The organism is uncultured Sphaerochaeta sp., from assembly GCF_963676625.2.
In the GTDB taxonomy this organism is placed as follows: domain Bacteria; phylum Spirochaetota; class Spirochaetia; order Sphaerochaetales; family Sphaerochaetaceae; genus Sphaerochaeta.
The window spans coordinates 55,934-68,782 of record NZ_CAXXYB010000003.1 but is presented as its reverse complement, the minus strand read 5'-3'; the positions used below and the strand labels follow the sequence as shown (position 1 = coordinate 68,782).

Sequence of the window (12,849 nt, the reverse complement as noted above, 5' to 3'; positions counted from 1 at the left end):
TATCAGTACAACAACTTCTCGATGCTGCACGCGAGATAACAGGAAAGGAAATTCCTACCCAATATGTCGCGCGGCGCCCCTGGCGACCCAGCAAAATTGGTGGCCTCCTCTGAAAAGGCCCATAAGGAACTTGGGTGGACTGCAAAGCATTCAGATCTGGAATCAATTATAAAATCCACCTGGCAAGTCTATCAGGCAAATAGCCCCAAGACAAAGAAAAACTCATAGAAATATCATTTCGACAGGGGAAGCTGTTAATCTGCTTCCCTTTTTCTTGTACCAGGATCCATTCCCTACGCTCAATTTTCAGAGCGAGAAAAAAGGCACCCCTCTTATGAGAAGTGCCTTTTCGTTTAGCTCGCCAGAGGGATTTGAACCCCCGACAAGATGGTTAACAGCCATCTGCTCTACCGACTGAGCTATAGGCGAATACGCTTTCAGAACGATAGTTAAAATACCCGATAGACCTGTTTATGTCAAGCAGTTTAATAAAATCATTATAAATCTTGAGCTTACTTCCCAGGCTATCCAGACAGGCCATCAAACAAACTGAAATTCTATCAAGATCATCAATATTCCTCAGTATCCAAAATACATTACCAACATCTTGATTATTGGACACCCAAACCTACGCCAAGGCCCTGGAAGAGATTTTCAGCTGTCCCTTGAATACTTTCATTTTCAAGAAAATATTGTCTCTACATGGTCCATTTTTAGCTCATATCCTCTTTGCAATGTCCTGACTCTTTTCCCTATATATTTCCGTCAAAAAAGGACGGCCCCAGAAGGGACCGTCCTGAAATTTGAACTAAGAGAAACTACTTTACAGGATAGTTCGCAGTCAAGTAACTCGCGAGCACATCGCTGAGCAATGAACCCTCTTTAATTACCTACCGAACATCGTGTATCCGTCGCCACCGGCTGCCATGAAGTCGTTTGTAGCTACTTTATAGGTAGCATTCTTATCAATGGCCTTTCCGTTGAGCAAGACTCTGAGGATACGCTTACCAGGAGCCGCATATCGGTTGTAGACAACCTTCAAATCGGCCCTCGGGCATACGCACCATTGGTCTCGGGCAACAAGCTGTATCCATGCTCAAGGGCAGCATAGACTTCAGATCCCTTGATCTCACAAACGGTGATGATGTTTGTGAAAGGAAGTACATTTACTACATCTCCAGCAGTTACATTGCCAGCAGCAATCGAAGTACGAATACCGCCACCATTGGTGATACTGAAGTCTGCTCCACTTTCCTTGGTCATTGCCATAGTAATGATCTTGGAGAGATTGGTCTGTTTGGTACGTACATCTGCACGTTCGCCATCCAGAGTCTCAGGAACGGTTGCAATAACTTTGTTCAGCTGGTCTCCCAACTTTGCAGTCATGTAACTTACATACTCATCAACCTGAGGATCATTTGGAATATCGGAATTCCATAGGTCTTTGCCAATGCGGAATCCTTAGGATCCAAGACATCCTTTGCAGGAATCAACATTGGATAGGTTGCAGTAACTTTTCCGTTCTTTACATGAATCTGTACAACACCAACGTTCTGCAGATAGGAACCAGTCTGTACGATAAGAGTATCACCAACTTTCTTTTCCCTGAGGAAGAGTCGTATGGCTGTGTCCATCAACAAACAGGTCAATACCCTTTACATCCTTGCAAATCATTTCACTGGTAATGCCTGAAGGACCATCGGGTCAAGGCCAATATGACCAAGAACGATGATGTAATCAACATACTTTTTAGCCATGTCGATTGCAGCCTGTGCATTATTGACAATTACAGGATCCATGAAGGAAAGACCTTCGACATTCTTCGGATTTGTCTTGGTAGCAGTATCGGGGTGGTGGTGAGACCTACGACAGCAACCTTGAATCCGTTGAAATCATACACCTGATAAGGCTGGAAAACCAAATTGCCATCTTTATCAAGGATATTGGCACTCAACACCTTGAGGTTGGAATTTGCTTCTGCATACTTGGCAGCTGCAATCAAACGGTCCTTACCATAGTTGAAATCATGGTTGCCTGGGGCAACAGCATCATATCCAAGCATATCCAAAAGCACGCCAACGGCTCGCCCTGGAACATGTTCGTAAGATTGGTACCATGGGTCACGTCAACCAGCATCCAACAAGAGGATGTTGTCGGTGAGTGCTCTGCCCATCTTCAACATGGTAGCAAGCTTGGAATAACCCATGCCGCCATCAGCAGGAACAATACGACCATGGACATCATTGGTATGAACTACAAACAGGTCCAAATTCCTTGGCACCATCTTCGTTCTTCTGAATTTCCTTGACACCATACGGATAGACAATCGGTTCCAATGCTTTTGTTACAGCAGGAGCTACAACAGGGGCTTTTGCTACAACAGGAGCTTTTGCTGGTGCTGGGGCAGGAGCTGGCTCAACAGCCTTTGCAGGTGCTGCGGCTTTCTTTACTGGAGAAGGTCCAATCAAAGAAACAATAGCTGGATCCTCGGGAATCGAGGAAAGTGAATAGCCATATGCCTGGGCAACTCCAGCAAAAGATTGCGCTATTGCAGAGTGGGCAGGATCAAGAACGTCCTTGGCAGGAAGAATCATCGGATAGGTAGCAGTAACAGCACCGTTTTCAACATGAAGTTGCACAGCACCAATACTCTGGAGGGATGATCGGCACGAACAATCAATGTACCATTGACAGTCTTTGCTTCAGCGCTTCCGTTACATCAACGAAAAGATTGATTCCCTTCAGGTTCTGACAAACAAATCGCTGCTCAGGGTACTCTTGCTTCCAAGATCACCGAGAACGACAATATAATCAACATACTTTTTAGCCATGTCAATTGCAGCTTGTGCATTCTGAAGAATCACATCACTCGTAAATGAAACACCCTGTATGTTCTTGGGAGCTACAAGACCTACGACAGCAACTTTAAAGCCGTTGAAATCATAAACCTGATAGGGTGTGCAACTAGATAACCATTGCATCAAGAGCATTGGCAGCAAGTGGAATAGCCTTTTTAGTACCGGCTATACCTGTAGCAAGCTGAATAGCCTGTGGGGTATATGCATCATAGCCAAGATCATCAATCACTTCTGCCGCTGTTTGAAAAACAGAGGCTGGCAACTCGCCAACACTTCCGGAATTCAAAAGCAACCAGTTGTTAGTAATACCCTTTGCAGCTTTAAGCATAGTAGAAAGTTTTGCGACACCCATACCACCATTTTCGGCATAAATATTACCGTTGATGTCGTTAGTATGGACAATGAAAAGATCAAACACCCTTTGAACCAGAGTTGTTCTTTTCAATCAATTTCACACCGTAGGGGTATTCAGCCATTTTCTCCGGAGCTACTGTCTTAGCAGGTTCGGCCTTCACAGGCTCCGCTACCTTCACAGGCTCCGCTACCTTAACAGGCTCTGCAACCTTTTCTACGGCTGCAGGAGTTACTGCTACAGGAGCGACGGGGCTCGGGAGCAGGCTCGACAACAGGGGCCGGTGGGATTGACTCAACCTTTGCGGTGCTCTGGCAACCTACAAGGGTAAAAGCCAACAAAGCAACCAGCATTGCTGTCATAATTGTTCTTGAAAGACGTTTCACGTGTTTCCTCCTCATGACGTTCTCATGTGTCGTTGTATACGTACTCAACAACACTATAACACACAGTATAAAAAGTGGATACAGCAAAAATGATGGATTTTTGCTATTTTAAGGTCCCAAAAGGCAAAAAAGTAAGCCTGCGATAGAATTATCACAGGCTTTACCTTACAATTTCTTGTAGCATTAACTTACATCAAGTCTTTTGGCTTGCGTGCGGTATTGCCGGATTTTTCACAATAGGCGACATGACGAAGCTTGCCGTTCTCGAAGACTGCTTTCATTTTGATGGCACCACCCCCAACGACTGGTTAGTACCTTTGCACCTTCACGACGAGCGTTCTTGGAAACATTCCCTGCCATATTAATATCCCTCCAATTAAATCAAAGTCATAAGCACTATACAGATTCTTTCTATCCAAAGTCAAATCCTTGGCTGGTTTTTTTTGCCAAGTTGTTGAACAAGTACCACTACCACCGTATTATCTATTCCATGAACAAGCCAATTTTGATCCTGCATAAGCTTCTAAAAAATATATTTCTAATCCCGGTTTACTTTACAAAGGGTTGCTCTCTCCATATTTCGGGAAAAGCTGCATATACTCACCCAGTTTGCTCTACCTATATGGTTGATGCTGTCCTGAAGCATGGCATATTGAAAGGCAGCATCATGGGGCTGGCCAGAATTTTTCGGTGCAGTCGCATGTTCATGGGGGGAAGCGATCCAGTCCAGATACTTGGTCCTGGGAAAAGATCAAACATGGCTATATCCTTTTCAAACGCCATTGATCAGCGAGAGAGTTCCTTTACAAACGGAATAAGGACAGACAGCGCATTTTCATTGTATCCCCCTTCAGGGATAATAAGATCGGCATACACTTTTGTAGGCTCAATAAAATTAAAATGACCAGGTCTGACTACTTCCAAGTACTGGCTGCAAACACTTTCGACTGTTCTCCCCTCGTTCTGCAATATCGCGCTTGAGCCTTCGGATAAAGCGAATATCATCCGGAGTATCTACATATAACTTCAAGTCCAGCAAATCACGGATTTTCTGTTCATAGAGCACCATAAGGCCTTCAATGATAACAAGGGGCTTGGGTTCAACATCTATCAATTGATCTTTCCGTCTATGGTGGACAAAATCATACTGGGGCATCTGTATTTGCTTTCCAAGCTTCAGGTCATAAAGATTCTGAAACAGTAAATCCATGTCAAAGGCATCTGGATGGTCAAAATTAAAAGCTGTTATGTTTTCGTTGGAAATAAAGGTAGCTGAACGATAATAATTATCCTGGGGCAATAAAGACAAAGTCGGAACAGACTTCCCCAATTTTCCTGACAATCGTTGATTTTCCGGAACCTGATCACCAGTAATTCCAATGATCTTTACTTCCTTGTCACAATTCACTCCTACAAACAGATATCTGCAAATCCTTGAAAAAGGTTCTTTGGGAAAATACCCTGAACAAACATTTGTGTATAGCCCCCCTTACAGTAAGAAAACTTTTTGGGGGAGCTATTCATGATCACCGATGAAAATTCGTTATTTTGCACCAAAGTAAATTACTGTCGTATGCTTATAGATTGCAGAAGGTTCAAGAACACATGACGGAAAATTGGAATGGTTAGGGCTATCAGGAAAAAACTGGGTCTCAAAACAAACACCACCATGCTTGGGATATCCAATTTTCTCTTTCCCTATATCATTTCCATTGAGAAAATTGCCCGTATACATTTGAACGGCTGGCATTGTAGTGCTTATTTTCATAGTTCGACCTGAAACAGGTTCATATACATCGGCAAATTCAAAAAGTTTCTGGGAATGTTTTGAGAGCACGAAACAGTGATCATATCCACCTATTTGCTGGATGTCTCTTCCCAATGTCTTGGACTTGGAAAAATCAAAGGAGTTCCTGCAACGGGAAGAATTCTCCAGTAGGAATCAAGGCGTCATCAACTTCAAGATATTGATCGCAGGACAGTTGCACTTCATGACCCAACACTGTCTGGATACCGGCACCACAAAGGTTGAAATAACTATGGTTCGTCATATTGACGATGGTTTTCTTTGTAGTTGTGGCTTCATACTCAATCATCAACTCACCATTCGAACGAAGCAAATAGGTTACCGCGACATTCAGCAAGCCAGGCATTCCTCCATCGCCATCAGGACTGGTCAAGCTCAGCACCACTCCAGGGGAACCTGACACTCGAAGGTTTCAACATGCCAATTCCGGCCTGCCATAATTGCTCTTTCCATTATGGAGGGCATTGGGACCATCGTTGGTCTCCATCTGGAAAGCTGTCCCGTCGATGTAATATTGTCCCTTGGCTATTCTATTTGCAAAGCGCCCGACAATCTGCCCAAAATGGGTCGTGGATTTCAGATTATCCAACGGATTGTCAAAGCCAAGCACAATATCTTGAATCTGGCCATTTCTGTCAGGAGTCCTCAATGTACGGAGGATACCACCAAGGACTGAGAATTTCCAGACTCACCGGACCATTGGACAGGGTAACCAAAAGTATTTCTTCTTTATCTGGGGTCATCCCAAAAGATTGTTTTTAAGCATGCACTGCTCCCTTCTTGAAAATTCAATTCAGAAGGAAGTATACACCCAATTTCAAGAAACCAACAATCGATTAATGCAACCAATCCTCAAGAAGAAGCGTCGTCACTCTTCAAGACAGCAAGGAAGGCAGCTTGTGGAATTTCAACATTGCCTACCATTTTCATGCGCTTCTTTCCTTCTTTCTGTTTCTCCAATAGTTTTTCGCTTTCTTCCGATATCACCACCGTAGCATTTGCAGTAACATCTTTACGATAGGCATTGATAGTCTCTCTACTTACGATAGAACCACCTATCGCGGCTTGAATGGCAATCTTGAATTGCTGTCTGGGAATTTCTCCCTTCAAGCGATCACATACCTGCCGACCCCTTCTCTGGCTATTTCCACGAAAAACCAATTGGCTCAAAGCATCAACGGGTTCTCCATTAACCAAAATATCCAGTCTCACCAGATCTGTCTTCTTGTAACCATTCACCTCATAGTCAAAAGATGCATACCCGCGGGAAATGGATTTGAGCCTATCATAGAAATCAAAAAGAACTTCGGCAAGAGGCATGTCATAGACCAGTTCCACCCTCTTTTCATCCAGGTAGTTCATCGCTGTCTGGACTCCCCGTTTTTCCATGCACAAAGTAATAATGGGACCGACATATAGAGTCGGCGTTATCACATTTGCGCTGATATAAGGTTCTTCAACAAATTCAACCTTCATCGGTTCAGGGTATTCCAAGGGATTATCAATATGCAAGATATCTCCATTCCTCATTTGGACTATGTAAGAAACGGAAGGACTGGTAAACACAATGGAAAGATCAAACTCCCGTTCGATTCGTTCCTGGATTACTTCCAAGTGAAGCATGCCTAGAAAACCACACCTGAAACCAAAACCAAGTGCAGCAGAAGAATCCTTCTCGTAAACCAAGGAAGCATCATTGAGCTTCAAACGCTCCATGGCATCACTTAATTCATCATAGTCATTGGTATCCACTGGGTAAATTGAACTGAACACCACAGGTTTCACGTCTTTGAACCCAGGCAAAGCCTTCTTCGCAGGGTTTATAACGCTGGTAAGAGTGTCACCGACACGGATATCGCTGATAGTTTTTACCCCTGCAATGCAATACCCTACATCACCACAATGCAATTCACCTGTTTTTATCAAGTCAAGCTGGAAAATCCCCACTTCCTCAAGTTTATAGCTGGCATCACTGTGCATAAATGTTTATTTCATCGCCAACCTTCATCATTCCTGCAACCACCCTGCAATGGACGACAACACCTCGATAAGGATCATAGTGGGAATCAAAGATCAAGGGCCTGCAAAGGTTCTTGGTCATTTCCTTTGGGAGGTTCAATGTATTTGACAATTGCCTCAAAGAGGGCATCCACACCAAAACCAGTCTTGGCACTTACCTGAATGGTCATATCAGTATCCAATCCAAGATCATGATCGATCTGGTGAAGACAGGCAGGAATGTCAGCAGAAGCCAGATCTATCTTATTTATGACAGGGATGATGGTAAGGTTATGCTCAACTGCCATATAGAGATTTGCAATTGTCTGGGCTTCAACACCTTGGGAGGCATCGATAAGCAACAACGCCCCCCTCACAGGAACTTATTGCCCGGGAAACCTCATATGAAAAATCTACATGTCCCGGGGTATCTACAAGATTCAATTCGTAGGTTTTGCCATTGTTGGCCGTATAAGGAATGGTTACCGCCTGGCTCTTGATTGTAATACCACGTTCACGTTCAATATCCATGTTATCAAGGATTTGTGCCTGTGCAGGCCCTCTGGTAACACCAATCTTGGCTTTCTCGATAAACCGATCTGCAAGCGTCGATTTACCATGGTCAATATGAGCAATGATGCAAAAATTTCTTGTTAGTGAAGAATCCCTCGACATATTTATCCTTATACCGTCGTTCCGGTATCGTTCTGTTCAGACCTTTCAGCATCACTTTGTTCAGACCTTTCAGCATCACTTTGTTCAGGCTTTTCAGCATCACTTTGTTCAGGCTTTTCGGCATCGCCTTGCTCAGGCTTTTCCGCATCACCCTGTTCAGAGCTTTTGTGTAGAGCTTTTTTCACTCCCCAATGGAGCAAAACCCAGTAATTCACGGAACTTGTTTATCATCCAAAGTCTCTTTTTCAACCAAAATCTTGGTCAACAATTCCAACTGGTCACGATGTTTCGAAAGTATCGAACGAGTTTCATCCATGGCATCAGAGAGAATTTTCTGTACCTCGACATCGATTCTTCGGGCTGTCTCTTCACTATAGTTCTTATGCTGGGCAATTTCCCTTCCCAGGAACAAAGGTTCATCCTCATTGGCCAGACTTATGAAACCAAGAGCACTCATCCCCCATTCGGTAACCATACGCACAGCTATATCAGTTGCCTGCTTGATATCATTACTCGTACCTGTAGTAGTTTCTCCATAAATCAGTTCCTCGGCAACATAGCCACCCATGCATACCTTGATCCAATCCGTAAGCATCGAATGATTCTTTGTGTAGGGATCCCTTTCAGGAAGGCTGACCGTCAGGCCCAGGGCACGACCATGAGGTATGATGGTAACCTTGTGCAGGGGATCCAGATTCTTCAGATAATAATGCAACAGTGTATGCCCAGCTTCATGATAGGCGGTAGCAGTCTTTTCCTCATCTGTCATGGCCTTGCTCTTTCTGGCAACACCAAGAAGAATCTTGTCAGTAGCCTCTTCCAAGTCTTCCATACTGACCGTAGTCTTATTTTTTTCTGGCAGCAAAACAAGGCAGCCTCATTTATAAGATTAGCCAAATCCGCACCACTTGTACCTGCAGAACCACGGGCCAGACGTTTTAGATCAACATCATCTTCCAAGGTAATTTTTCTGCTATGTATCTTCAGTATTGCTTCACGTTCCTTGATATCGGGAAGATCGACAACAACTTGTCTATCAAAACGTCCGGGACGAAGCAAAGCGGGGTCAAGGACATCTGGTCTATTGGTGGCAGCTATGACAATGACTCCTGCAGAGGTCTCAAATCCATCCATCTCAACAAGAATCTGGTTCAAAGTCTGCTCACGTTCATCATTTCCACCGCCAAGCCCACCACCACGGGTACGGCCAACGGCATCCAACTCATCGATGAAAAGAATACAGGGAGAATGCTTGCGAGCCTGCTCAAATAAATCACGGACCCTAGCAGCACCCATACCTACAAACATCTCGACAAAGTCAGACCCACTGGTATGAAAGAAAGATACACCGCTTTCTCCTGCAACAGCTTTCGCCAACAAGGTTTTTCCTGTTCCTGGAGGACCTATAAGCATGACACCCTTGGGAATCTTGGCACCGACTCTGGTAAAATGATCAGGATGCTTAAGAAAGGCAACAACCTCTTCCAATTCATATTTAGCCTCGATCTGACCTGCAACATCCTTGAAGGTGACCTTGGTATCTGTTTCCATATATTCCTTGGCCTTACTTTTACCCAAGGAAGACATCATTTTCCCATTCATTCCACTGGTTTGGCGATACAACATCACGGTAAAACCAATAAAAATCAACCAAGGAAGCAATTGAATAAGAATTTGGAGAAAAGAGACTTCCTGTGCGGAACCGGTAACGGAAACAGAATGCTCCTTGAGAGCTTTTAAAAGACCATCATCAAAATAAGGAATCCTAGTTTGTGCGGTGACTCCGCTATCCAAGGAGAAATGTATCTGGGTTTGATCCTTGATCTCTACCTTGCTTACCTTGTTGGAATCGACATAGGACAGGAAGGTGCTATAGGGCACTACCTGATCCTTGGTATTGGCACTACTGTCAAAAAACATATAGGTGAACATAATCGCCAAGGTAATGAACACTATCAAGGCAAAACGGTTTTTCGGATTATTCTTCGGCATGAACGAAGGCTTTTTCCCATCACCCGATCCACCCTGCCAGTATTGCTTACCGTCTTGGTTTTCTGGTTGATTGTCTGTATCAGGTTCTTGTTTATCATCTCTAAATTTCACGGCATTCGTTCCTTTTTTTAACACTATATATATTTGTCGAATCAGGGGCAAGGGGACTTTTATATCTTTCACAAAGCCTATCCCGTCCCCCATAAACTTTACCAAAAACAACTACAATCCCTGAGGCATCTTCAAGAACAGGAATACAATTCTGGAGAGAAGAAGGTATTTTCCACTCGGAAAACAGCTTCGTAAGCAGAACAGTTTTTCCTTGCAAGGATATGCAATCACCCTCTTGGGGAGAACGCACAATAACATTCTCAAGCTTGTCGTTTGCAATTCGGATCAAGGTTGGGTCTGCATCCTTGTCATACGGTTCCACTGAAAGGACAAGACCATCAGGAAGTTCTACAATACAACTCTTTGCTTTGTTTTTCAACTCAAGACAGTATTGAAACGTTTTTGTTTCCTTCTGCCAGGAAAAAACCCCATCGGATAGATACGCACACGTACCAAAAGCAAAAATCTTCCAGGAAGCCTCCTGTTCACTTGCTTCCAATGCCTTACGTATCCTCTGGATCAAGGAATAACTGACTCGCAAGGAACCCTTGCCTGAAATGTGATCAAACATCTTATATAGAAGAGAATCACGGACAACAGGCTCCAAGGAAAGGAAAGAATCAAGGGGAATACATGCATCTTTTGCAAATTCCACCTTTTTCACGGCTTCACAGACCAAGCCATCAATAAATAAGGAAACTTCTTTCGTCCTTTGGTTCAAACGCCCCAACGCCTTGTAGGCCTGAGGAAACAGCGAAAGGATGGCAGGTGAAACTGTATGCCGCAGGGAATTACGAAAATAGGCATCAGATTGGTTCGTTGAATCCTCGGACCAGAGGAGGCCAAGCCCTTTCAGATATTGTTGAAGTTGCTCATGGCTTAACTCAAGAACGGGGCGTACAAGGGAAATTCCAGAAAACAAATCTTCCCTTCTAGGGTCGATCCCCCCAAGGGCCGAGACAGGACTTCCTTGAAAAACCCTAGTCAAGATTGTTTCCAATTGGTCATCACAGGTATGGGCAGTGGCAAGATAACAGGCACCCTTCTCATGGCAAATATCAGTCAAGGCCGAATAACGGAGAGCTCTGGCAGCTTCTTCCGTACCAGAAGAACGAAGAAAGCCTGCTTGCTTCACCGAACCGTACCCCAAGTCCACCACTACCAGAGGGACCCCAAGTTTCTTGCAGTTCGTTTCATTCAGGGCTATCTCGACAGCTAATTCACTGTCACTGCGCAATCGATGGTTCACATACACGGCCAATAACGAATGCTTATCCCGTACAAAAGAAAGTGCGGCAAGCAAGGCAAGCGAATCACTGCCGCCAGAAAAGGCCACCACCATAAGATCTGCAGGGGAAATAGCTTGTTCCTGCAGGAAAAGCCGGATTTTATTGGAGATGGTTTCGTCGATTATAGGCAAAAGATACCTCCTCAAGACTTTTCCCTTCAATCAAATCAATCAGAGCATGTGAAGCAAGGGAAACCCCTTTGTTCAAAAGAGGGTCAGAATCCCGGGACAATACGTGATCCACCACGGAAATACCGGGACAGGGTCTTCCGATACCCACATATATACGTATAAAATCACTACCCTGGAATTCAGAGATTATGCTTTTCAGTCCATTGTGACCAGCCGAGGACCCTCCCCTGCGTATTCGAATCGTTCCAGCAGGCAAATCCATCTGATCACAGACTACTATCATATCCAAGGGTAAAACTCCTGGAAAGTCGGTAGCAATTTTTCCACTATCATTCATGTAAGTCAACGGTTCGACCAAGGTATAACGGACACCCCCAACATCAAGGCTAGCCTGACGGTATAAATGAAAACAGCGTTTCCTCAGGCTGACCTGAAAAAACGCTGCACATTGAGACACAACATCAAAACCGACATTGTGTCTGGTGTGTTCATACTTGGCCCCGGGATTACCTAGGCCAAGGACGAGCTTCATTTCTTTGCCTTGGGTTCCGGGGCAGGAGCTACAACCGCTTCTGGAGCAACGACCGCTTCAGTCACAACAGTAGCTACAGCCTCTTCCTTGATAGACTTGACAGAAGCAACAGTCATGGAAACGTCTTCGAGTACCTTCACTCCCTGAGGAAGTGCAATGTCTTTCAAATGCAGGACCTGATTCAACTTCAAGGCCGAAACATTTGCAGTAATGGTCTGGGGCAAATCCTTGGGCATACATTCAATTTCAATTTCATAGACAACCTGGTCAAGGACACCACCTTCACGAGCACCAACTGGATTCCCTTCCAAAGTAAGGGTAACCATGGTACGAAGCAGATGACCACGGGTAACTTCATAGAAATCAACATGCTTGATTTCACCGCGCATCAGGTTTTCCTGGTAATCTTTCATCAAACATTCATATTTCTTGGCCCCAACAGTGATTTCCAAAAGTGCGGTTTCCGAGAAATGACGCATCTTCATGGAAAATTCCTTGGCATTCAAGACAATATGTACAGGAACTTTCTTTCCATAGATAACGGCAGGGATAAAACCCTGACGAAGAAGACGGCGTGAACCGGCAGAACCAAAATCAGTCGAACGCTCACTAGCGGTAAGCTTTTTGTTATCAACCATACAATACTCCTTGCACTCTCATTGGAACTACCAAACTTTGGTATCCAATTACCATAATTTAGGGATATCGCAGGATACCC

General features: G+C 44.3%; 18 protein-coding genes, 1 tRNA gene and 3 pseudogenes. 1 reads left to right on the top strand and 21 read right to left on the bottom strand.

Annotated elements, in window-relative coordinates:
• Positions 1-356: 356 nt before the first annotated feature.
• The 11 genes from ACHZBG_RS03150 to ACHZBG_RS03100 form a co-directional block, all read right to left on the bottom strand.
• Positions 357-430 (bottom strand) — tRNA-Asn (locus ACHZBG_RS03150).
• Between the two features lie 456 nt (positions 431-886).
• Entirely contained in the window at positions 887-1,042 is a 156-nt protein-coding gene (locus tag ACHZBG_RS03145) for a 5'-nucleotidase C-terminal domain-containing protein (RefSeq protein WP_320127991.1), read from the bottom strand.
• The gene (locus ACHZBG_RS03140; protein ID WP_320127990.1) at positions 1,039-1,386 is read right to left on the bottom strand and encodes a 5'-nucleotidase C-terminal domain-containing protein; all 348 of its coding nucleotides are present in this window, start codon (positions 1,384-1,386) and stop codon (positions 1,039-1,041) included. The genes ACHZBG_RS03145 and ACHZBG_RS03140 overlap by 4 nt, the downstream gene beginning before the upstream one ends.
• 5 nt (positions 1,387-1,391) lie before the next feature.
• Positions 1,392-1,634 (bottom strand): hypothetical protein, encoded by a 243-nt coding sequence (locus tag ACHZBG_RS03135; protein ID WP_320127989.1) that lies wholly within the window; start codon positions 1,632-1,634, stop codon positions 1,392-1,394.
• A gap of 36 nt (positions 1,635-1,670) precedes the next feature.
• Entirely contained in the window at positions 1,671-1,799 is a 129-nt protein-coding gene (locus ACHZBG_RS03130) for a hypothetical protein (RefSeq protein WP_320127988.1), read from the bottom strand.
• Positions 1,787-2,062, bottom strand: a complete 276-nt coding sequence (locus ACHZBG_RS03125) for a hypothetical protein (RefSeq protein ID WP_320127987.1) — start codon at positions 2,060-2,062, stop codon at positions 1,787-1,789. The genes ACHZBG_RS03130 and ACHZBG_RS03125 overlap by 13 nt, the downstream gene beginning before the upstream one ends.
• Positions 2,063-2,125: 63 nt before the next feature.
• The gene (locus ACHZBG_RS03120) at positions 2,126-2,269 is read right to left on the bottom strand and encodes a hypothetical protein (protein ID WP_320127986.1); all 144 of its coding nucleotides are present in this window, start codon (positions 2,267-2,269) and stop codon (positions 2,126-2,128) included.
• Positions 2,241-2,639 (bottom strand): hypothetical protein, encoded by a 399-nt coding sequence (locus ACHZBG_RS03115; protein WP_320127985.1) that lies wholly within the window; start codon positions 2,637-2,639, stop codon positions 2,241-2,243. Before ACHZBG_RS03115 ends, ACHZBG_RS03120 begins: the two co-directional genes overlap by 29 nt.
• 102 nt (positions 2,640-2,741) lie before the next feature.
• Positions 2,742-2,981, bottom strand: coding sequence for a hypothetical protein (locus ACHZBG_RS03110; RefSeq protein ID WP_320127984.1), 240 nt, complete (start codon positions 2,979-2,981; stop codon positions 2,742-2,744).
• The gene (locus ACHZBG_RS03105; RefSeq protein WP_320127983.1) at positions 2,965-3,303 is read right to left on the bottom strand and encodes a hypothetical protein; all 339 of its coding nucleotides are present in this window, start codon (positions 3,301-3,303) and stop codon (positions 2,965-2,967) included. The genes ACHZBG_RS03110 and ACHZBG_RS03105 overlap by 17 nt, the downstream gene beginning before the upstream one ends.
• 101 nt (positions 3,304-3,404) lie before the next feature.
• Positions 3,405-3,596, bottom strand: a complete 192-nt coding sequence (locus tag ACHZBG_RS03100) for a hypothetical protein (protein ID WP_320127982.1) — start codon at positions 3,594-3,596, stop codon at positions 3,405-3,407.
• A gap of 490 nt (positions 3,597-4,086) precedes the next feature.
• On the opposite strand from ACHZBG_RS03100, the gene ACHZBG_RS03095 reads away from it, so the two are divergent.
• Positions 4,087-4,500 (top strand): membrane protein insertion efficiency factor, encoded by a 414-nt coding sequence (locus ACHZBG_RS03095; RefSeq protein WP_320127981.1) that lies wholly within the window; start codon positions 4,087-4,089, stop codon positions 4,498-4,500.
• Here the strand turns inward: ACHZBG_RS03095 and udk are convergent.
• The 10 genes and pseudogenes from udk to ACHZBG_RS03045 all read right to left on the bottom strand — a co-directional run bounded on the left by udk (position 4,383) and on the right by ACHZBG_RS03045 (position 12,769).
• Positions 4,383-5,004, bottom strand: a pseudogene (gene udk, locus ACHZBG_RS03090) (uridine kinase). The gene ACHZBG_RS03095 and the pseudogene udk sit on opposite strands and share 118 nt — an antisense overlap.
• A 135-nt stretch (positions 5,005-5,139) precedes the next feature.
• The gene (locus ACHZBG_RS03085; RefSeq protein ID WP_320127980.1) at positions 5,140-5,478 is read right to left on the bottom strand and encodes a hypothetical protein; all 339 of its coding nucleotides are present in this window, start codon (positions 5,476-5,478) and stop codon (positions 5,140-5,142) included.
• A 19-nt stretch (positions 5,479-5,497) separates the two neighbouring features.
• Positions 5,498-6,052 (bottom strand): annotated as a pseudogene (locus tag ACHZBG_RS03080) (hypothetical protein).
• A gap of 203 nt (positions 6,053-6,255) precedes the next feature.
• Complete coding sequence (gene lepA / locus ACHZBG_RS03075; RefSeq protein ID WP_320127979.1) at positions 6,256-7,383, bottom strand: translation elongation factor 4; 1,128 nt, start codon at positions 7,381-7,383, stop codon at positions 6,256-6,258.
• An 86-nt stretch (positions 7,384-7,469) separates the two neighbouring features.
• The gene (locus ACHZBG_RS03070) at positions 7,470-7,763 is read right to left on the bottom strand and encodes a GTP-binding protein (protein WP_320127978.1); all 294 of its coding nucleotides are present in this window, start codon (positions 7,761-7,763) and stop codon (positions 7,470-7,472) included.
• Positions 7,735-8,076 carry a GTP-binding protein gene (locus ACHZBG_RS03065; RefSeq protein ID WP_320127977.1) on the bottom strand — a complete coding sequence of 114 codons (342 nt, stop codon included), beginning with the start codon at positions 8,074-8,076 and terminating at the stop codon, positions 7,735-7,737. The genes ACHZBG_RS03070 and ACHZBG_RS03065 overlap by 29 nt, the downstream gene beginning before the upstream one ends.
• Before the next feature lie 8 nt (positions 8,077-8,084).
• Positions 8,085-10,179: pseudogene (ftsH, locus tag ACHZBG_RS03060) on the bottom strand (ATP-dependent zinc metalloprotease FtsH).
• The gene (gene tilS, locus ACHZBG_RS03055) at positions 10,169-11,599 is read right to left on the bottom strand and encodes a tRNA lysidine(34) synthetase TilS (RefSeq protein WP_320127973.1); all 1,431 of its coding nucleotides are present in this window, start codon (positions 11,597-11,599) and stop codon (positions 10,169-10,171) included. Before tilS ends, ftsH begins: the two are co-directional and overlap by 11 nt.
• Positions 11,568-12,131 (bottom strand): aminoacyl-tRNA hydrolase, encoded by a 564-nt coding sequence (gene pth, locus ACHZBG_RS03050; protein WP_320127972.1) that lies wholly within the window; start codon positions 12,129-12,131, stop codon positions 11,568-11,570. The genes tilS and pth overlap by 32 nt, the downstream gene beginning before the upstream one ends.
• The gene (locus tag ACHZBG_RS03045; protein WP_320127971.1) at positions 12,128-12,769 is read right to left on the bottom strand and encodes a 50S ribosomal protein L25; all 642 of its coding nucleotides are present in this window, start codon (positions 12,767-12,769) and stop codon (positions 12,128-12,130) included. Before ACHZBG_RS03045 ends, pth begins: the two co-directional genes overlap by 4 nt.
• Positions 12,770-12,849: the final 80 nt, after the last annotated feature.